General features: G+C 46.8%; 16 protein-coding genes and 1 tRNA gene. 14 read left to right on the top strand and 3 right to left on the bottom strand.

Translation table 11 applies throughout. From position 1 onward, the window contains the following. Positions 1–119: 119 nt before the first annotated feature. From H7F20_RS08050 to H7F20_RS08000, 11 genes are all read left to right on the top strand, one after another. Positions 120–1,424, top strand: a complete 1,305-nt coding sequence (locus H7F20_RS08050) for an MraY family glycosyltransferase (protein WP_185785580.1) — start codon at positions 120–122, stop codon at positions 1,422–1,424. A gap of 92 nt (positions 1,425–1,516) precedes the next feature. After that, entirely contained in the window at positions 1,517–2,635 is a 1,119-nt protein-coding gene (gene gmd / locus H7F20_RS08045; RefSeq protein WP_185785579.1) for a GDP-mannose 4,6-dehydratase, read from the top strand. 2 nt (positions 2,636–2,637) lie between these two features. Further along, positions 2,638–3,570, top strand: coding sequence for a GDP-L-fucose synthase (locus H7F20_RS08040; protein ID WP_185785578.1), 933 nt, complete (start codon positions 2,638–2,640; stop codon positions 3,568–3,570). 50 nt (positions 3,571–3,620) lie between these two features. After that, positions 3,621–5,867 carry an oligosaccharide flippase family protein gene (locus H7F20_RS08035; RefSeq protein ID WP_185785577.1) on the top strand — a complete coding sequence of 749 codons (2,247 nt, stop codon included), beginning with the start codon at positions 3,621–3,623 and terminating at the stop codon, positions 5,865–5,867. Then, entirely contained in the window at positions 5,864–6,982 is a 1,119-nt protein-coding gene (locus H7F20_RS08030) for a glycosyltransferase family 4 protein (RefSeq protein WP_185785576.1), read from the top strand. Before H7F20_RS08035 ends, H7F20_RS08030 begins: the two co-directional genes overlap by 4 nt. A 31-nt stretch (positions 6,983–7,013) precedes the next feature. Beyond that, positions 7,014–8,450, top strand: coding sequence for a hypothetical protein (locus tag H7F20_RS08025; protein ID WP_185785575.1), 1,437 nt, complete (start codon positions 7,014–7,016; stop codon positions 8,448–8,450). Further along, a complete protein-coding gene (locus H7F20_RS08020) occupies positions 8,443–9,426 on the top strand; it encodes a glycosyltransferase family 1 protein (protein ID WP_185785574.1) in 984 nt (327 codons plus the stop codon). Before H7F20_RS08025 ends, H7F20_RS08020 begins: the two co-directional genes overlap by 8 nt. Before the next feature lie 23 nt (positions 9,427–9,449). Continuing rightward, positions 9,450–10,559 (top strand): glycosyltransferase, encoded by a 1,110-nt coding sequence (locus tag H7F20_RS08015; protein ID WP_255444013.1) that lies wholly within the window; start codon positions 9,450–9,452, stop codon positions 10,557–10,559. Between the two features lie 77 nt (positions 10,560–10,636). Continuing rightward, on the top strand, positions 10,637–11,185 hold the full coding sequence (locus tag H7F20_RS08010; RefSeq protein WP_185785572.1) for a WcaF family extracellular polysaccharide biosynthesis acetyltransferase: 549 nt from the start codon (positions 10,637–10,639) through the stop codon (positions 11,183–11,185). A 41-nt stretch (positions 11,186–11,226) separates the two neighbouring features. Beyond that, positions 11,227–11,976, top strand: a complete 750-nt coding sequence (locus H7F20_RS08005) for a glycosyltransferase family 2 protein (RefSeq protein WP_185785571.1) — start codon at positions 11,227–11,229, stop codon at positions 11,974–11,976. A gap of 76 nt (positions 11,977–12,052) precedes the next feature. After that, on the top strand, positions 12,053–14,350 hold the full coding sequence (locus H7F20_RS08000) for a tyrosine-protein kinase domain-containing protein (RefSeq protein WP_185785570.1): 2,298 nt from the start codon (positions 12,053–12,055) through the stop codon (positions 14,348–14,350). Between the two features lie 74 nt (positions 14,351–14,424). Here the strand turns inward: H7F20_RS08000 and H7F20_RS07995 are convergent, their stop codons facing one another. Next, positions 14,425–14,796, bottom strand: a complete 372-nt coding sequence (locus H7F20_RS07995) for a hypothetical protein (RefSeq protein WP_185785569.1) — start codon at positions 14,794–14,796, stop codon at positions 14,425–14,427. A 277-nt stretch (positions 14,797–15,073) separates the two neighbouring features. Here H7F20_RS07995 and H7F20_RS07990 point away from each other — a divergent pair, with 277 nt between their 5' ends. The 3 genes from H7F20_RS07990 (at position 15,074) to H7F20_RS07980 (ending at position 17,757) form a co-directional block, all read left to right on the top strand. Then, complete coding sequence (locus H7F20_RS07990) at positions 15,074–16,081, top strand: helix-turn-helix transcriptional regulator (RefSeq protein ID WP_185785568.1); 1,008 nt, start codon at positions 15,074–15,076, stop codon at positions 16,079–16,081. A gap of 225 nt (positions 16,082–16,306) precedes the next feature. Further along, positions 16,307–16,885 (top strand): DUF502 domain-containing protein, encoded by a 579-nt coding sequence (locus H7F20_RS07985; RefSeq protein ID WP_221898705.1) that lies wholly within the window; start codon positions 16,307–16,309, stop codon positions 16,883–16,885. A gap of 98 nt (positions 16,886–16,983) precedes the next feature. Beyond that, positions 16,984–17,757, top strand: a complete 774-nt coding sequence (locus tag H7F20_RS07980) for a hypothetical protein (RefSeq protein ID WP_185785567.1) — start codon at positions 16,984–16,986, stop codon at positions 17,755–17,757. A 99-nt stretch (positions 17,758–17,856) separates the two neighbouring features. Here the strand turns inward: H7F20_RS07980 and H7F20_RS07975 are convergent, their stop codons facing one another. Further along, positions 17,857–18,702, bottom strand: a complete 846-nt coding sequence (locus H7F20_RS07975; RefSeq protein WP_185785566.1) for a hypothetical protein — start codon at positions 18,700–18,702, stop codon at positions 17,857–17,859. Between the two features lie 316 nt (positions 18,703–19,018). Continuing rightward, a tRNA-Pro gene (locus H7F20_RS07970) sits at positions 19,019–19,092 on the bottom strand. Between the last annotated feature and the right edge of the window lie 113 nt (positions 19,093–19,205).

Raw genomic sequence — 19,205 nt, 5'->3', positions numbered from 1 at the left:
CTGCATTTGATCGAAAATTCCGTGGATAAGTATTGAAAAACTGATAGCTTTCAAACTGGGTTTTGAGTAGATATTTGTTTAACTAGCTGCCAGAAACCAACCATCGAGAACACCGCCCCATGCTAGAGAAAATTGGTTTACTATTCCAAACCAACTATGTCATCCCGTTGGTGCTTTTTGCCTCCTGGGCCGTCAGCATACGGATATTCCCCGTCATCATCTATATTGTCCAGAAGAAGAACCTGATGGACGAACCCGGCGAGCGCAGTTCGCACAGCCTGAAGACCCCAACCTTCGGGGGGATCGGGATGTTCCTTGCGTTTTGCCTTACCTTGATGCTCTTCGGGCTCTTTATCGACTTCCCGTACGGGGACCTGCGAAAACTAATTTCCCTGGTGGCGTGTTCCACCGTCCTGCTTTTTTTGGGCATGAAGGACGACCTCGTGGTGCTCGCCCCTAAGAAGAAATTCGGCGGGCAGATCCTGGCGGCGGCAATAGTCATTGTGCTGACCGACCTGCGGATCACCGGCTTTGGCGGCATGCTGGGGTTCGGGGAAATGCCCTATGCGGTATCCGTACTGTTCACCGTTTTTGTCTTTATCACCATCATCAACGCCTTTAACCTGACCGACGGCATCGACGGATTGGCCGGTTCCCTGGCCACCCTGTCCAGCCTGGTTTTCGGGGTGTTTTTCCTGGTCAACAACCAGTTGCTGCTGGCCGTCACCTCCTTTGCGCTGGTAGGTGCCATCATCGGCTTTTTGGGATATAATTTTTCGGAGAAGGACAAGCTGTTCATGGGGGATTCCGGCTCCCTGTTCCTGGGCTACCTGCTGGCCTGGCAGGGGGTGAGCTTCGTGGCTGTGAATAATACATTGAGCTCGATGGACTCCATCGAGCATGCACCCAATATGTTGCTGGCCATCCTGTCCTACCCGCTCCTGGATACGCTGCGGGTATTCTCTATCCGAATTTTCAATAAACGCAGCCCCTTTAGCGCGGACCGCAACCACATCCACCACCGGTTTATCGACAAGGGGTTTACGCACAAGCAGGCCACCGCGGCCATAATTCTGAGCAACCTGCTGCTCATCGGACTGGTCTGGGCCGTCAATGACTGGGACCCCACCCTACAGCTACTCATTGGCTTCCTGGCCGGAGTGGCGCTCTATATGTACCCATTCGTGCTGCCGGTGCCGCGCCCTGCTACTTCCGGACCCATCATGGTGCCGGAAAGCCAGCCGGAAAACTACTTTGTGCGGAAATCCCAGGAAATCTACCGGAAACGTCAAAGCGTATTCACCCATGCCAAACAGGCTTTTGTTAAAGAGCCCGGCGAAAAGCGAGACCGCTCCGAATCCTGGAAAAAAGCCGGTAAATCGTACCGTGAAAAACACCTGGAGGGACAACCGGACTTAAAATAATACAGGGACCAAACCCCGCAACCAACATATCAAAAATCCCCCGTATCAAGCTTTTTTTGAATAAATGATAAGCAGACAGAAGAAACGAATCAATGAAGCAAAAAGTAGCTTTTATAACCGGGGTCACCGGACAGGATGGGGCCTACCTCAGTGAGTTCCTGCTGGAGAAGGGGTACATCGTCCACGGATTGAAGCGGCGCTCCTCCCTTTTTAACACGGAGCGCATCGACCACCTCTACCAGGACCCCCACGTGGAAAACCGCAATTTCATCCTCCATTACGGGGACATGACGGACAGTTCCAACCTGATTCGCCTGATCCAGCAAATCCAGCCGGATGAAATCTACAACCTCGCCGCCATGAGCCATGTCCGGGTTTCCTTTGAGATCCCAGAATATACAGCCAATGCCGACGGAACCGGCACACTTCGCATCCTGGAAGCCGTGCGCCTGCTGGGGCTTGAGCAGAAAACACGGATCTACCAGGCCTCAACTTCCGAACTCTATGGAAAGGTACAGGAGGTGCCCCAGACCGAAACCACCCCTTTTTACCCCCGGAGCCCCTATGGGGTGGCGAAGCTCTACGCCTACTGGATCACCGTCAATTACAGGGAGGCGTATAATATGTTTGCTTGCAACGGCATCCTGTTCAACCACGAATCCCCCATCCGGGGGGAGACTTTTGTGACCCGGAAGATCACGCGGGCCGTTTCCCGGATTGCCATGGGCCTGCAAGAGGTACTCTACCTGGGCAACCTGGATGCGGAACGGGACTGGGGCCATGCCCGGGACTACGTGCGGATGATGTGGATGATCCTGCAGGCAGAGGAACCCGAGGACTGGGTGATTGCCACCGGTAAAACCACCCGGGTGCGGGACCTGGTGCGCATGGCCTTTGCCGAGATCGGGGTGGAACTCGAATTTTCGGGAACGGGCGAAAACGAAACGGGATACGTAACCGCCTCCAACCACCCGGATTACCAATTGGAAAAGGGAAAGGAAGTGGTGCGCATTGACCCGAAATACTTCCGCCCCACCGAGGTGGACCTTTTGGTAGGGGATGCCACCAAGGCGTATGAAAAGCTCGGCTGGAAACCCTCCTGCACCCTGGAGGACATGGTGAAAGAAATGATGGCGAGCGACTTGCTGCTCATGCAGAAAGACCGGCACCTGAACCACGGCGGATTTCCCACCCCCAACTATTTCGAATAATTGTGGAAAAAGACACTAAAATATACGTGGCAGGGCACCGGGGGATGGTGGGTTCCGCCGTCTGGAGGGCCCTGGAAGCCTCCGGGTACACCCACCTTATAGGCCGGTCGAGCTCCGAGCTGGACCTGCGGGATACCCAGGCCACCCATGACTTTATCGCGAAGGAAAAGCCCCATGCAATCGTGGACGCTGCGGCGCGCGTAGGCGGGATCCTGGCCAACAGCCGGAACCAATACGAATTCCTGTTGGAAAACCTTCAAATCCAGAACAACCTCATCCAGGGCGCCCACCAAAACGACGTGGACAACTTTATTTTCCTGGGGAGCTCCTGCATCTATCCCAAAATGGCGCCCCAACCGCTGAAAGAAGAATACCTCCTGACCGGCCCCCTGGAGCCCACCAACGAGGGCTATGCTCTGGCTAAAATTACCGGGGTACGCCTCTGCCAGGCCCTGCGCGACCAATACAACCGCAACTATGTGAGCCTCATGCCCACCAACCTCTACGGCCCGAACGATAATTTTGACCTTGAAACCTCCCACGTGCTGCCCGCCATGATCCGGAAATTCCACGAAGCCAAACAAAACGGCAACGCCCCGGTAACCCTCTGGGGCAGCGGCACCCCCCGGCGCGAGTTTCTGCATGTAGACGACCTGGCCCGCGCTGTAGTGCATGCCCTCGAGCACCCGCTACCGGACAACCTGTATAACGTGGGAACAGGTACTGACATCACAATAAAGGAACTGGCCGGGATTATCCAAAAGGCCGTTGGGCATACGGGGGAAATCCGATGGGATACCTCCAAGCCGGATGGGACGCCAAGGAAGTTGATGGATGTGTCCAAGATGAAGGCACTGGGGTGGAAGGCGGAGATTGGATTGGATGAAGGTATTCAGCAGACACATGAATGGTTTTTACAGTCATTTTTATCTTAATCTTTACAAGAATGCCTAAATATCTTTCGATCCGTATTCGATGAAAAGTCATGAATAAACCTGCAGTAACTTTTATTGTCCCTGTTAAAAGTACAATGGTTACACATTCATGGTCTCACTTTTCAGCATTATTCGAAAGATCCTTAAAATCAATTCTCAATCAGACCTCAGCTAATTTTAGGGTGGTGGTTATTTGCCACGAGAAGCCTGATACGACTATTGAGCATCCAAATGTCCACTATCTCCATGTCGATTTTAATCCTCCAGCTTTACTTAATGACAATCAAGAAGTCCACTGGTCGCTAAAAGAACAGGATAAGTGTAAAAAAATATTGGCCGGAATTGAATTCGTAAATGAAAATCCAACACCATTTGTTATGGTTACGGATGCCGACGATTGTATATCAAATCGGGTTGTGGAAATAGTTGAAAAACATTCGTCACCTGAAGTTCAAGGATGGTATTTCAAGAAAGGTTGGATCTATCAGGAAGGTAGCGGGATTATTTACCTTAACATCAATAACTTCAGTACCATTTGCGGTTCTGGTATAATTATAAGGCCTGAACTGATTGAAGATCTGATAATTCGTCACCCCAATTTGCACTACGCTCATGAAAAAAAGGCGTTGAATTCGGGACAAGAATTATTGCCATTTCCAATTCCAGGTACTGTATATAGCATTATTAATGGTGAAAACCACTACATGTCTTCTGCCAAAGTCCGGGAGCGGATTTACAGTAAAAACAGAACCGGTCTTGCTCGCATACAAGGCCTTTTCAAAAAATTGAACGATAATCGATTTCGAATTCTGAATACAAAAATCCGAAAGGAATTTGGGCTCTACAAGGTTCGGTATTTAAAAGATATTTCTCGTAATCTTTTATTTGGGGCCAAGTGGATAAGTGTTCAAATTGTGCTATCAAAAATATTTTCAATTCTTGGTCAATTTGCACTGGCATGGATACTGCTTCCAGATGATTTTGGGAAAATGGCCATGGCCCTATCCATAACCAGCTTTGCATTTCTTTTTCAAAATTTCGGTTTGCAAGATGTATTGATAAACAGAGGGAAATCCTTTAATGTTCTTTTGCCGCTATCTCAATCCATAAGTCTTGTTACCGGCTTATTATGCCTGTTAGTTACTGTTGGGCTCGGTTTCTTGGGGGGAATTATTTATGAGGATATTCAAATTACCCATCTCGTACTGATATATAGCCTATCAGTCCCTTTTAATGCCCTTAGTACCGTTTCAGAATCGAAACTAAGAATAGACCTGCGGTTTAAAGAAGTTTCAAAAGTTCAAATCAAGTATGATTTTTTGAACCAGCTACTAATACTCGGGCTGGCATTGTTTTCATTTGGTGTTTATAGTTTTGTCATCTCCCCTGTAATCCTATCCATTCTAAGGTTGCTATACTTAAACAACCTTGCTGATATTAAAATAACAAAAAGGCTCACTCTCAGAAGATGGAAACATCTTGTTTCCAATAGTTCATGGGGGTTTCTGCATGCCGCTTCTCAAAGGGTTATTCAACAAGCCGACTATTTGGTTTTGGGGTTGTTTGTCATTAAAGCGACAGTAGGAATCTATTATCTTGCCTATAGTTTAAGTGTTCAGGTAATTGGGTTTGTTGTTAATAGTATAACCCCTGTACTATTTCCAACACTTATGAAGATTCCGAAATCAAGATCTGGCGAAATCCCCCCCCTGTTGGTCAAGTTCGTAATTTTTCTTTCAATGGCTGGTATGCCATTTGCTTTATGGCAGGCTGCTACGGCACAACCTTTGGTGACATTATTTCTCGAAGAAAAATGGAATCCAACTATTCCGCTAATTCAAATGCTGTCTTTGGGTATCGGATTTTCAGTAATTGGTACGCTTTGGCCCTTGTCCTTAAAGTTGAGGGGGGATTTTCGAAAACAGGCTAAATATTCAATTTTTTCCGCCCTATTGTTCTTGGGTTTAATAATTCCTTTTACATATGCCTACAGTGTAAAAGGTACCATAATATCCGTTGCAATATTCCATGTTTTTGCTTCACCGTTTCTCACCATCCGAGCTCTTAAGTTTTATGGTGTTGACTGGTATGAAGTTTTATCGCCAATTCTGAAATATTTCGCAATAAGTATGCTGGTTTTTGGGTTTTGCTTCTTTTTATCCAGGGAATATATTGAGAACCTGTATTTAGTGCTCCTAATAAATGGGATTTTCGCCCCAGTTATCTATCTGTTAATCCTTTACCTGAGTGACTCGTACTTTCACGAATTACTAATCATGTTAAAAGCAAAGAGATGAAAATCAATATTGCTTCATTCGGAGGTCGTTCCCATCTTCTGGACCTGGCAAGAGAATTGAGCGAACTTGGGCATGAAGTACGTTTTTACTCATTTGTTCCCGACAAACGAGCGAAGCATTTTGGGTTACATCCTAAAAATAACTACTCCTATTTCCTGGTCGCATTACCCTTCATTGCCTTGATGCGCCTGACCAAACAGGCTATCTGGTCGGAATTCCTTTTTCAAATCACTTTTGATTACTACACAGCATGGTTTTCAAGGCCATGTGATGTTTTCATTGGTCAAAGTCCAATGCATTTATATTCCTTAAAATATTTGAAAAGGAAATATGGCGCAGTAACTGTTCTGGAAAGGGGGAATAGTCATGTTCTAGATGAAGTTGAAGTGCTCAGTAGGAATCCTAGATACAAAGGGAAAACTGCCAAACCTAAGTTTATTATTTCTCGTGATTTAAGGGGCTATAAAACTGCAGACTATATTTCAATCGCATCAGATCACGTGAGACGCAGCTTTATTAAAAATGGTATTCCAAACCAAAAACTACTTATTAATCCTTATGGTGTTAGCACCATCGATTTTAGACCTACAGAATTAACCAAAGAGAATCCATATGACATCCTAATGGTAGGTCAATGGAGTTTTCGGAAGGGAAGTGATCTATTGATAAAATTATGCGAAAGGACAGGTTACAGACTCCTACATGTCGGTCCTATTGTGGATATGGAGTTTCCTGATGCCAGCAATATGGATCATGTGGATGCCGTCGACCAGAGAAAACTCATTGAATTCTATAAAAAAGCCAAAATCTTTGTGCTTCCCTCCCGAGAAGAAGGATTGGCAATGGTTCAATTACAAGCAATAATTTGTGGTCTACCCCTGGTTTGTTCAAAATATACAGGGGGGCGTGATTTAAAATCGTTTATTTCTGATCCAAAATGGATCGTAGAAATGGATGAATATAGTTTGAAATCGCTCGAGCAAAACGTAACTGAGGCCCTCGCTTTAGCAGCAAGCCAAATAGGCATCAGAAAATATATTGATCTTGAATCAATAAGTGAATTTAGTTGGAATGCATATGGAAAAAGATATCATGAAAATCTTCTCAAACTATAATTTTGAATATTAGTCGACATAAGAACGGTAAATGCAATTCCAACTAAACACAACATCTTTCTATTGGTTAATTAGGTCAATAAGGGTAGGATATTTATTCTATTTTATTATTGTCCTTTTCAGCATAGATTCTGAAGAATTAATTATTGCAACTGTCTTTAGCTTTATAATAATTGAACTTACAATTATTCGTTTTTTAAAAAATTGGTACAGGTTTAAAAGACCCAAACTTCTTGATTGGTTTAGACTTTCAACATTTGTTTTTTTAATATTAAACTTTCTATTCCTGCTATTTTTCCTAGACCAAAATAGTCATTTGGTTTTATTAGAGGCTGTTTATGTTAAATCATTGACAGCGTTGCCTGCAATAATTACTATACTAATAGGATTGCTCGCTATAGATTGCGGAGAAGTATTGGCTAAACAATTTTACTCGATTAACAGTTCTAAATCTACAATTCGATTTGGAATACGAAATAGAAGTTTTTTTTACACAAGTGTAATACTCGTAGGTCTAGTACAAATCTACCTTATTTTAAATGGGATTGTAGGCTATAAATCAGACTTAGAGTACAATCTTTCATCCTTTTCATTTTTAATAATCATTGTTGATATACTAGGCCCATTAATACTACTCATACTTTCATCCTTATTTTTCCTATACGAATACAGGACATTGTTGTTTAAGTTATCATTCGCCGGGTTCTTCTTGCTAGAAATAATATTTGGCTTTCTATCAGGAATGAAGGAACAAATAATCGTACCATTTTTATTGGTTATAATTCCATTTATTATGTCAGGCAGACAATTAAACAATGTACTAATAACCTTGGGAGTAATTTTTGTCCTTTTTCTTTATCCTATAAATAACAATTATCGAAAAGAATTAGGCGAAGAAAGGTCTTCCGGTAAAATCACAGTTTTCATAAATGCAATAGAAAGAACTTTTGAAAATGGAATTGCTGAAAATTTTCAAAGTGGTACAGATAGCTATCAGGACAGAATATCTCTTTTTCCCGTTTTAATGTATAGTATTGAAAATGAGAAAGACTGGAATGAATATAAATACTTCAATCGATACATATATCTCCCCATATCATGGATAATCCCACGATTTTTAATCCCGGATAAGCCGGTAGCGACCATTGGTGGAACTTTATATAAAACATCTACCGGTAGACAAAATAGGACGTCAATTACCCCTTCCACCTATGGCTGGGCCTTTTTTGAGGGGGGGTATATCACAACATTCATGGCTTTTGCTTTATTTGGTTTCTTTATATCCTATTTGGAGAATAATTTAACTAATCGTTTTTTACATCGATTGATATATATCACGCTACTTATTTCGCTCTTGAAGGTTGAATCAGATATTTATTTCAAGATTGCTGAGATACTGCAAAATATATTTATAATATTCTTAATTCATAGATTGATGTTTAGACAAAAACATTTGCTGAATGTCTAAAATTATTCTTCTTTACAGATTACAAAGTCCAGACAGAAAAAGCATCGAAAATGTATTTAAACCATTGGAAAGGTTGGGGTTTGTTCATCGTAAAGAATTACCATGTGACCTAAAATCTCCCTCTGATGTTTTTAGGCTTTTTTGGTTTGCATTTAGCGTAAAGGAGAAAAATATTCATATTACCGGCGATGTCCACTATATGGCGTTTTTCCTTTTCTGGAAAAAAACAATCCTCACAATTCACGACTGTAATCACTACGAAATTCTCGGGGGAATGAAGAAATGGTTAATGGGTTTCTTGTGGTACAGGTTACCCATGAAATTTGCAAATGCCATTACCGTAATTTCTCCATTTACTAAAAATCAATTGGACGCACATTTCAAGATTGCAGGGGCCAAGACCCATGTCATTCCTAATAGTTTTATTCCAGTTGAAAAGAGGAAGGTAGTAAAGGATGCAACTGGATTTACTATCTTGACAATCGGATCATTGGAATTGAAAAATCAGCTTCGTCTGGCGAAAGCAATACTAAATATTCCAAATGCCCGATTATGCCTTGTCGGGAGAATTAATGCAGAACTTAAACGATTCCTGGAGTTAAACCAGATTGATTTCGTACAGCATTTTAATATCCAACGCAAGGAATTGGAAGAATGCTACAACAGCTCCGACCTGCTTTTCTTTGCCTCAACAAGAGAAGGTTTCGGACTACCCATTTTAGAAGCCCAATCGTGCGGGCTTCCTGTTTTAACTTCAGATAGATCATCCATGCCATTCGTGGCCGGAAATGGAGCGCACCTCGTTGACCCATACAACATTGAAGAAATCAGGAAATCCATAATTAAAATTATGAATGATAACACATACAGGGTGGAATTGATACAGAAAGGTTATGAGAATACACAAAGGTTTTCCCAACAACAATTTACTTTATCTTTTATGAAGCTGTACAAGGAAGTCTTTGAAGCACAATGAAAATCTCCTATATAGTACCTACAATGGACAAGTCATATGGTGGACCTCCGCGCAGCGTGGATGATATCCTTACCGCCCTAGTTGGTCTCAATGCCGAAGGCCATTTTTATTTGCACACAAAAAAGAGTGACAATTCCATTTCTGAAGCGGAAGGAGCACTTTATAGGTATTTAACCTACTCCAAAAGTATTACGGGACAATTCCATCAATTGAAGAACCAGATCATAGAACTAAGTCCGGATCTATTGCATATCCATACAATCTGGCCTATCTCACTCCATAAATCTGCGGTGATAGCAAGGAAAAATGGAATCCCTTATATAATATCACCTCGTGGTATGCTTGAACCCTGGTCCTTATCACAGAAATTTTGGAAAAAGAGAATTGCTCTTCATTTATATCAGCGAAAAGACTTGAAAAACGCATCCTGTATTCATGCCACCTGCACCACGGAGGCAGAAAATCTGAGGGATTTAGGGTTTACAAATCCCATTGCTGTAATTCCAAATGGGATTAAATTGAACAATTTCCCTCTTAAGGTTACAGGTAAAAGAAAAATCAAAAAAGCATTATTTCTCTCGCGTATTCATCCTAAAAAGGGATTAGAACTTTTTATTAATGCCTGGTCAGAATTGCCTGCAAAGTTATCGAGAGATTGGATTGTAGAGATTGTCGGCAATGGAAACAAAAAATATATTAACTCTCTAAATCGATTGATTTCCAGTAAAGGACTTGAAGATATTATTAATATCAAGCCTCCTGTATATGGAAAAGAAAAATCCAATCTTTACCAAAATGCCAGCATTTTTGTTCTTCCAACTTTTAGCGAAAATTTCGGTATCGTAGTTCCCGAAGCATTAGCCTGTGGCACTCCGGTAATTACTACTAAAGGGGCACCCTGGAGTGGCCTTCCTGGGTATAATTGTGGCTGGTGGGTGGATATTGATCGGACGTCCATTCAAATTGCGTTGGAAGAGGCTATGAGTATGAATCAGGAGGAATTGGAAATTATGGGACTAAATGGCAGACTACTGGTTGAAAATCAATATGATATCAATGTGGTTGCTAAACAAATGTTACAACTTTATCAATGGATGTTAGGAAAAGTACCAAGACCAGATTTTATTGTCTGAATAAGCAAAATTTCCAATTTTGAAGTTATTGAAGTATATCTCACAAACTCTTAAAACGGGTAGACAAACACTAAATTTTGAAAGAAGTCAAACTCAAGTCATATGATAATACCTGGTACAATCCAGGAGGTTTGCCAAAGCGAGTACTATGGTATGCGTGTAACCGTCTTTTTATAAAAACTTCTATTCCATTCCCAACAAAGTTTAAAATAATATTGTTGAGAGCTTTTGGTGCTAAGGTTGGTAAAGGGCTTATAATAAAGCCGGGTGTTTCAATTAAATATCCCTGGTTTTTAGAAATTTCTGATCATGTTTGGATAGGAGAAAATGTATGGATAGATAATTTATCATCTGTTTTCATAGGTTCCAACGTCTGCATTTCTCAAGGGGCTATGCTCCTCTGTGGTAACCATAATTATAAAAGTCCGGAGTTTGATTTAATTACAAAGAAAATTACCTTGGAAGAAGGGGTTTGGATTGGAGCTAGGGGCATAGTATGTCCTGGTGTAATATGTCGTAATCATTCAGTCCTAGGTGTTGGCTCTGTTGCCACATCAGAATTGGAATCCTACCGGATTTACATGGGTAATCCGGCCAAAAATATTAGAGAACGAGTCATCAGTTAAAGCGAGTCTGATTTATAAGGTTTATTTATACAATTAATAGTTTGAAAGTCTCCCTCATCACCGCTACCTACAATAGTTGTCAAACTCTTAGGGATTGTTTGAATTCAGTGGTTGCTCAGGACTATCCTCATATCGAGCATTTCATCCAGGACGGAGGATCAGTAGACGGAACCTTGAAACTTCTAGAAGATTACAAAAATGCAAGTTCCGGGGCTCGCGTAAATTCAGAACCGGACTGTGGCACCTATGACGCTCTGAATAAGGCTCTTTTTATGTCACAAGGAGAAGTTATAGGCTTTATACATTCAGATGACTTTTTGGCTGGACCAAGCGTGATTGGCAAAATAATTGAACTTTTTAAAACAGATGAGGTTGATGGAGTATATGGCGATTTACAGTATGTGCGGAAATCGGACGCCAATCATATAATTCGCCACTGGAAAAGCCGGTCCTTCAATGTGCAGCTGCTTAAAAGAGGTTGGATGCCTCCCCATCCTGCATTATTTCTCAGGAAATCAGTTTATGAAACACATGGTGGATTCAATCTATCCTATAAAATCGCAGCAGATTATGACTTTATTTTAAGGGTAATGCAAGATCCGCAATATAGATTTGCCTATATCCCTGAGGTCATTACCAAGATGCGCGTCGGTGGGGTCAGCAACCGCAGTATTAGGAACATCATTAGAAAATCCCTTGAAGACCTACGTGCCTTGAAGGCTAACGGAATACCCAGACCACTTTACGCACTTTTCCTGAAAAATTTTTCAAAACTCTCCCAGTTTTTCTGATAACGTTAATTACAGTAGAATTCATGGGTACTTTAAAATCTTTCCTATTTTTACTGCTCCCAGATCCGGAAACCTTATGGCAAAATCGACATTAGAATTCGACAAAGACGAAGGTGAAGGCGGCGGCGATCTGAAACAGGTGATCGGCCGGTATCTCCCCTACTGGCCCTGGTTTCTGCTGGGGGTGGTCATCTGCCTGGGGCTTGGCTACCTGTACATGCGTTATGCTCCGGTGACCTACGAGTCGGTTGCCAAGATCGAGATCATCGACGAATCCGAGAGGGTAGATATCTCACAGAACGCCTTGTCACTGCTTGGCCAGGGGACTTCGGCCAATATGGAGAACGAGGTGCAGGTACTCCGGTCCTACCGCATTTTGAAACAGGTGGTGGAGTCCCTCAACCTGGATATTTCCTATTTCCAGGTGGGTAACATCAAAACAACGGAGATCTGGAACCCGCCTTTTGGCGTGACCAAACTGGTTACCGAGGATAGTCTAACAGTCTCCCGTTCTTTCCATGTATCAATCCAGGGTATGAATGCGAAAATTACGGACGAGGCCGACCGGACTTATTCCGTATCTCTGATGGAACCGGACTCCTTGGAGACGGAATTGCCCTTTGACATTACGCTGCGACCCGACGAAGAACCAGAAGAATATACGAGCATCCTATTCCGAGTGGAATTGACCCCAGTCAAGCAGGCCGTGCTTAACCTTGCGAAAAAGCTACGGGTTTCTCATGTTAGTAAAAACAGCGAAATCCTCGCCCTCTCCATCAAGGGAGAAAGCGTGGACCGTTCTGAGGCCATCCTGAATGAGCTGATCAACAAATTCAACGAGGACGGCATCCGGGACCGGCAGCGGATATCGAAGCTCACCCTGGACTTTATAGACCAACGCTTTCTGAGCCTGTCCCAGGAGCTCGATTCCATAGAAGTGGGCAAGGAGGATTTCAAGCGGACCAACGACCTGTCCTATATTGAATCGGATGTGGATTTTTCCCTGCAGCGGCGGGCCGTGGCGGAAGACGAGGTGACCCAGCTGGAGACCCAGGTGTCCCTGGCCGAGCTGCTTAAAAAAGCGGTTACCGCCCAATCCTCCTACGAATTGCTGCCTGTGGATGTAGGCCTGGAAAACACGGGACTCAATTCCATGGTTTCAGATTACAACCGGACGGTGATCCAACGGGAAGAACTTCTCAGCAGCGTGGGGGAAAGCCACCCAACCCTGATCGCCCTTTCCGCCCAGTTGCAGAACGCCCGGGTGAACATCCTGAAAACGCTCAACATCTACCAGACGCAGCTCAAACTCTCCCTGCGGCAGCTTACCCGGGAGAAAAACCGGGCCAATACGGTATTTTCCCGCCTGCCCGAAAAGGAGAAGATGTTACGCTCTATCGAACGCCAGCAGGACATCAAGGAAAACCTCTTTATCCTGCTCCTTCAAAAACGGGAAGAGGCGGCCCTGAGTTATGCGGTTACAGCCCCCTCGATCAAGGTGGTGGATTATGCGCTCACCGACACCGAGCCCCTCTCGCCCAAAAAACGGATTGTCTACCCCATGTCCCTGATGGTGGGCCTGTTTGTGCCCTTTATCGTGCTCTACCTGCACTTTACGCTGAACGGGAAAATCCAGATTCGGGGCGACCTGGCCCGCCTGAGTCCGGACGTACCCATACTGGCGGAGATCCCTACCTTCAAGAAATCCCGGAAAGTCATCAATTCGGAAGACCGCTCGGTCCTGGCCGAATCGTTTCGGATTGCGACGACCAACCTGGATACGCTCCTGCCGGAAAAGGCGGAGGGCACGGGCCACTGCATCCTGGTAACCTCCTCGGTCAAAGGGGAGGGCAAGACCACCACTGCCCTGAACATGGCCCAGGCCTACGCCAGCATGCACCACAAGGTCCTGCTGGTGGGCGCCGACCTGCGAAACCGGGAACTGATGAAGTACTTCAAGCCGGATTCCTTTGCCTACGGGCTATCAGAATACCTGAGCGAATCCCGCGTGCAGTGGAAGGACATTATCATGGGCGGGTTCGACAACCTGGATTACCTGAAGGTCTGCTTTGGGGGCAAGATGCCGCCGAACCCCACCCAACTCCTCTCAGGTAAGGGGTTTGCCCAATTCATCGAGCGGGCTTTGGCGGAATTCGATATTGTCCTGATCGATTCTCCCCCTTCCCTCTCAGTGGCCGACCCGCTGCTGATTGGCAAGCATGCCGACGCAACGGTGTACCTGGTGCGTTCGGGCATTTCCGATAAAAACATGGTGCGGCATTCCCGGGAGCTCTCCCAGAAAAAGCAACTTCCCAACATGGCCTATGTACTCAATGACGTGGGATCCCTGAATTCCAGGCGGTACCATTACTAAGGGGTCGGGGCTCTTGGCGCCCTCCGTAGCAAAGCACCTTCCACGACCCGGAGGTATCCGGCTTGCACCCCGTTTTAGCACGCCTCCCCTTTCGGGTTCGGGAAGTTCTCCGACTGGTCTTCTGCAGGGTTATCGATACAGGCAAAATCCTTTTCCACCAGGATGGAGAGGCGGGCTGGGTCGTTCCAGTCGGCCGAATTGCTGAATCCCACCCGGTCTTCGGCCAGCCAGTCGCTTTGGGCGGAAGCGGGGAGGGAAACCACCACGCACCCATCGCGGAAATCCGCGATGGGTTCCGAAATGGAATCCTCCGCCTGGAGCACATAGCGGAATGTCCCGGACGGGAATACCGTCTCTTCCTCCAGATAGCCCTCCCGGCAAAAGGTGTCCACCTCGGGGCGGGTGAGCCGGTAGCGGATCGTGTTTCCCCGGATTCGTATTTTCATAGGTTTTTGGGTTTATTCAGCGCTTTCGGGATTGTAAGGGTTTTCGGGTATCTCATGGGTCAGCATATAAGTGTTTTTCATTTTTGCCGCGGGACTGAATATTACCAAGGTGCCCTGACGCGCCCGGGCGTGCTATTCTTCCGGGCAAAAGCAAGTTAAAACTTTCCATGGACCCCGCGGGTCACGATCCAAATTTTAAAGATTCCTTGTGTAGGAAAAATAAGGGAAAATAGTATCTTCCCGTATTGCTATGAAGGGTTAATTAAAGCGGTATTACATGTTAGGCCTGCGGGAGAGCTCCCCAATTGATATGTTGCGGCAATTCGCCGTATACCTGAACGCCAAGTTGCAGGAAGGCCCGGTTTCGGGGAACCTCCTCCTGGATAACAACCGGGGCTCCGGGACCATCAAGCTGTTCGAATTGCTGTCCGGGCTGACGGCCTGGGTCTATGACATCACCTTTACTTCCGACCTGACCCTCGACCTGAATTTTTCCGAGGACAAACCCTACTATTTTGGCTACCACCTTTCCGGGCACCAATTGCATAAATTCGGCCATGAGGCCGATTACCAGGAGATCCGCCAATGGCAGAATTTCCTGCTGATGGGCAAGCCCGGTACCCAGGCAGAATTTATCATACCAGCCAACGTCCCATTCAAGAGCTGTTACCTGATCGTGAACCCTAAGCTCCTGAAAAAGGCGGACTTCAAGGCCAAAAACCACCTGGAAGCCTACCTGCAGGAACTCATCAGCCGCAGCGGACAGGAGGGGCCCTTCCGGTTGCTGGGATCCATCGACACCAAGATTGGGCAGTACGTGGAAACCATTGTGAACAACCGCCGGACGGACCTGGTGGGGCGGTTGCTCACGGAAGGGGCGGTGATCGGCATGCTCGCCTCCCAGCTCGAGGCCCACCGGGAAGACCAGGCCATGGGCACTGCGCTACCCACCGACCTCAGCGCATCCGAACTGGAACGTGTCCGGGATTTGGCAGACAACATCCGGGACCATATCGAGCGGAAAATAACCCTCGAGGACATGGCCCGGGAGATTGGCCTGCCCGTAAAAAAGCTGCAAAAGGGAATCCGTTACCTGTACGGACACTCCGCCCACGAGTTCATCAGCAACATCCGCCTGGAACTGGCCCGGGAACTGATCGAAACCACTGATATGAATATCTCCGAGATCTGCTACAGCATCGGGTATTCCAGTCGCAGCCATTTCTCTAAGATGTTCCGGTCCCGCTACGGCGTCCTGCCGAGCTCGTACAAGAGTTCTTCCTGAAGGATTCCCTTTTTTGGGTGGCCAATGCCAGGGAATACGTGCCGGCCACAGGGAACTCAGCACCCGGGCCGTTTCACCGGCAGAAATTGGGAACGGGTACCCGGTTCGCTAATTTTCATATCTTTTCACTGGGTGCAAATGCCTGGTTTTTAAAAAAGAATAAATCATTCAGCCCCTTTCCGGCAGCTGGTAACCAGATGGCTTTGCCCTGCTAAACCAAAAGTTATGATAAAATTCATCCGTACAACCCTTGTGGGGGGCTTGCTATTCCTGACCCCGTTCATCCTGCTCCTGATCATCCTATCCAAGGCCTACCAGCTACTGCTGCAGGTTGCCAAACCCCTGGGCAACCTGATTCCGCTGGATAACTTGGCGGGTGTGGCACTTGCCGATATCCTCGTGGTTTTGCTGATCCTCTCCATCTGTTTTATCGCCGGGCTGTTCGCCAGGCAGAAAATCATGGAAAAACTTCGGGAAGGCATTGAAAGCAGGTTGCTGGTCAAGATCCCCGGATATGCCATGGTAAAAGGATTTACGGAGAGCCTGAAGTCTACCGAAGAGGCTTCGGAAAATTTTATACCGGTACTGGTCACCTTTGACGACAACGAGCAGCTTTGCTTTGAGATTGAACGCACCCCGGACAACAAGGTGGTGGTCTACCTCCCGGGCGCGCCCAGCCCCTGGTCGGGCAGCGTACTCTACGTAGAGCCCTCCCGGGTCCGGAAACTGGGGATCAGCGTACCCGAAGCCGTAAAAAATTTACAGCGGATCGGATTGGGAACAGGGGATTTGCTGACGCGGTAGTCCGGACCGGGTCCACGGGGATTGGAAAAAAATCCGGTACAACGGGTAGGGTAAACCCAGTGTTGGTTGTTATCTGTATAAAAACCTAATACTGTACTATGAAAATTACCCATTTCCTACCGAAGTTATTTACCGCCCTGATAGGGCTCTTTGCCCTTGTCCTGACCGGATGCTCCAAAGATGAAGACCCCGCAGGGACCGGACGTTTGAGCGTGAGTGCCAAAAGTACCCTGAATAGTTCCACCGCTAAATCGGCTACGGCCAAGAGCATCAACAGCGACGTGGAGATCACCGATTTCAGGTTGAACCTCAAGGAATTTGAACTGGAGTTCGATATGGAGGACCCCGGGGACGATTACGAGGACGACGAGAACGAGCATTGGGACGACGATGGCTATTACGATTATGAGGATGAGATTGAACTGGACGGCCCCTTTGAGCTGGACCTGCTGGCCGGCCAGGTTACTTTCCTGAACGTCTCCCTGCCCATGGGCAACTTTGAAGAATTGGAATTCAAGTTCGATGCCGGGACTAATGCCACCAGTGACCTTTTTGGTAAGTCCGTGCTGATCCAGGGAACTATTCAGGGTACCCCTTTTATCTTCTGGCATGATTTTGAGGATGAGGTGGAAGTCGATTTCGAGGACCAGAACTTCGATATAACGATTTCCGAAACGCCCGAGGGAATCGTGATCGATTTTGACCTGAGCCTGGTTTTTGACAGCACAGCGGGGGTGGACCTCACCCAGGCGGCAGATGGGAACGAGGACGGCACCATTGAAATCAGCCCCATGGACCCGGATGGCAACAACGACCTGGCCGAAAGTATCCGCCAGGCCATCAAGGCCCATATCGACCTGATCGATGATTAAATGATATTTGCATTGGTAAAAAAAAAAGGCTCCCACCGGGGGCCTTTTTTTATGGGATAAGCCGGACATGATCGCGGAAGGCCCTCAGGTAGCAGGGGGTCAGTTGCAGGTTTCCTTCACGCTGAATTCCGCAGCCCGATCGATAGCCATGTTTTGGGAAATGTCCTCCCGGAAGAGCAGAATGCGGTCGATCCCGTGGAAATCAGACCGGGCAGAGACTTCCATCAGATAGATTCCCGGCATAGAGAAGGTCACATAGATATCGTGGGGATCATTGTCTGAGGTCCTGGCCTGCCAGCTGAAGGCGTTGTCGTTGCCACTGCGGTAAATCTTGAACCACCCGTCTGCGGAAGCACCATTCGGGTTGGGCTCCTTCCCGGAACCTGCCGGGTATACCGTACTGCCATCCCCCTGCCTGCCAAAATAATCATCCGCATCCGGGAATCGCAACCAGGAATCATTGTGCTCGGTACCGTTGTCCCCCTTCCTAAAGGACGAATACCAGGTAAATCGATAGGTCCCGGTTGTAGCGATCCGTATCGGAAAGGTGATGGTCCCATTACCGGGGCTTCCCAGGCTGGGGCTTCCTTCCCACTGCAGGTAGCCGTCTCCAGAAACGCCGCTCACGTCTGTTTTCAGTACCCAGCCATCCGGATAGGCGCTGTCTTCAAACTCAATGGATACGATACCTTCCGATTCCGCGAATACATAACCCACGTTCGCCGGGCAATCGCCCTGGGGGTTTTCGGATTCCTCCGGGGGCATTTCTTCTCCCGGTGTTTCTTCCGTCCCATCTGCGGGCGTTTCCTCTGTCCCGTCTCCCGGGGTCTCTTCCGCACCATCTACGGGGGTGGCCTCCACCAGGTCATCCGGTGGGGCCTCATCCTTGCTGCAGGATACTATCAGGGTCAGGGTCAGCAGGAATAAAACGAAAGGGCACCTCATAACAGTGGTATTTCCTGTTGGAACGTCATTGCCGGGCAGGAGATTGCCCAGGGATCCGGATATTCGACAAAATTCAAGGGTTCAGCCGGGCTGGGCTACACCCAGCATAGGTTTTTCATTCCCCTCCGGCGCTTTGAAGCGAGCCTGGATTACCTCACTGCGCTCGGTGATCCAGCGTTGGGGGTGGCCTGAAGCAAACACCGGCTGGGCTACACCCAGCTAGGGTTTTTCATTCCCCTCCGGCGCTTTGAAGCGAGCTTCAGCGCCTGCGGGAAATAAAAAACCCCGGCAACTTGCGTTGCCGGGGTTTGCTTCGTCGGGATGACTGGATTCGAACCAGCGACCACACGCACCCCATGCGTGTATTCTACCAGGCTGAACTACATCCCGGACTGAGCGGTCAAAAAAGGTCCGGTGGACCTTTTTTAGCGAAGGGCCAGCTGGTGCGTTGGCCTCGTGTGAACTTGCTCGCCTGTTCACATTCCGAAAGAAAACCAGCCTGG

The organism is Robiginitalea sp. SC105, from assembly GCF_014243345.1.
Classification (GTDB): domain Bacteria; phylum Bacteroidota; class Bacteroidia; order Flavobacteriales; family Flavobacteriaceae; genus Robiginitalea.
This window is presented reverse-complemented; position numbering and strand designations above follow the sequence as displayed.

Excerpts from the sequence above, each read along its gene's own strand:
- H7F20_RS08025 (WP_185785575.1), top strand. The coding sequence starts at position 7,014 with ATGCAATTCCAACTAAACACAACATCTTTCTATTGGTTAATTAGGTCA.
- H7F20_RS07990 (WP_185785568.1), top strand. The coding sequence starts at position 15,074 with ATGTTAGGCCTGCGGGAGAGCTCCCCAATTGATATGTTGCGGCAATTC.
- H7F20_RS07985 (WP_221898705.1), top strand. The coding sequence starts at position 16,307 with ATGATAAAATTCATCCGTACAACCCTTGTGGGGGGCTTGCTATTCCTG.
- H7F20_RS08030 (WP_185785576.1), top strand. The coding sequence starts at position 5,864 with ATGAAAATCAATATTGCTTCATTCGGAGGTCGTTCCCATCTTCTGGAC.
- H7F20_RS08000 (WP_185785570.1), top strand. The coding sequence starts at position 12,053 with ATGGCAAAATCGACATTAGAATTCGACAAAGACGAAGGTGAAGGCGGC.
- gmd (WP_185785579.1), top strand. The coding sequence starts at position 1,517 with ATGAAGCAAAAAGTAGCTTTTATAACCGGGGTCACCGGACAGGATGGG.
- H7F20_RS08015 (WP_255444013.1), top strand. The coding sequence starts at position 9,450 with ATGGACAAGTCATATGGTGGACCTCCGCGCAGCGTGGATGATATCCTT.
- H7F20_RS07980 (WP_185785567.1), top strand. The coding sequence starts at position 16,984 with ATGAAAATTACCCATTTCCTACCGAAGTTATTTACCGCCCTGATAGGG.
- H7F20_RS07995 (WP_185785569.1), bottom strand. The coding sequence starts at position 14,796 with ATGAAAATACGAATCCGGGGAAACACGATCCGCTACCGGCTCACCCGC.
- H7F20_RS08050 (WP_185785580.1), top strand. The coding sequence starts at position 120 with ATGCTAGAGAAAATTGGTTTACTATTCCAAACCAACTATGTCATCCCG.
- H7F20_RS07975 (WP_185785566.1), bottom strand. The coding sequence starts at position 18,702 with ATGAGGTGCCCTTTCGTTTTATTCCTGCTGACCCTGACCCTGATAGTA.
- H7F20_RS08035 (WP_185785577.1), top strand. The coding sequence starts at position 3,621 with ATGAATAAACCTGCAGTAACTTTTATTGTCCCTGTTAAAAGTACAATG.
- H7F20_RS08020 (WP_185785574.1), top strand. The coding sequence starts at position 8,443 with ATGTCTAAAATTATTCTTCTTTACAGATTACAAAGTCCAGACAGAAAA.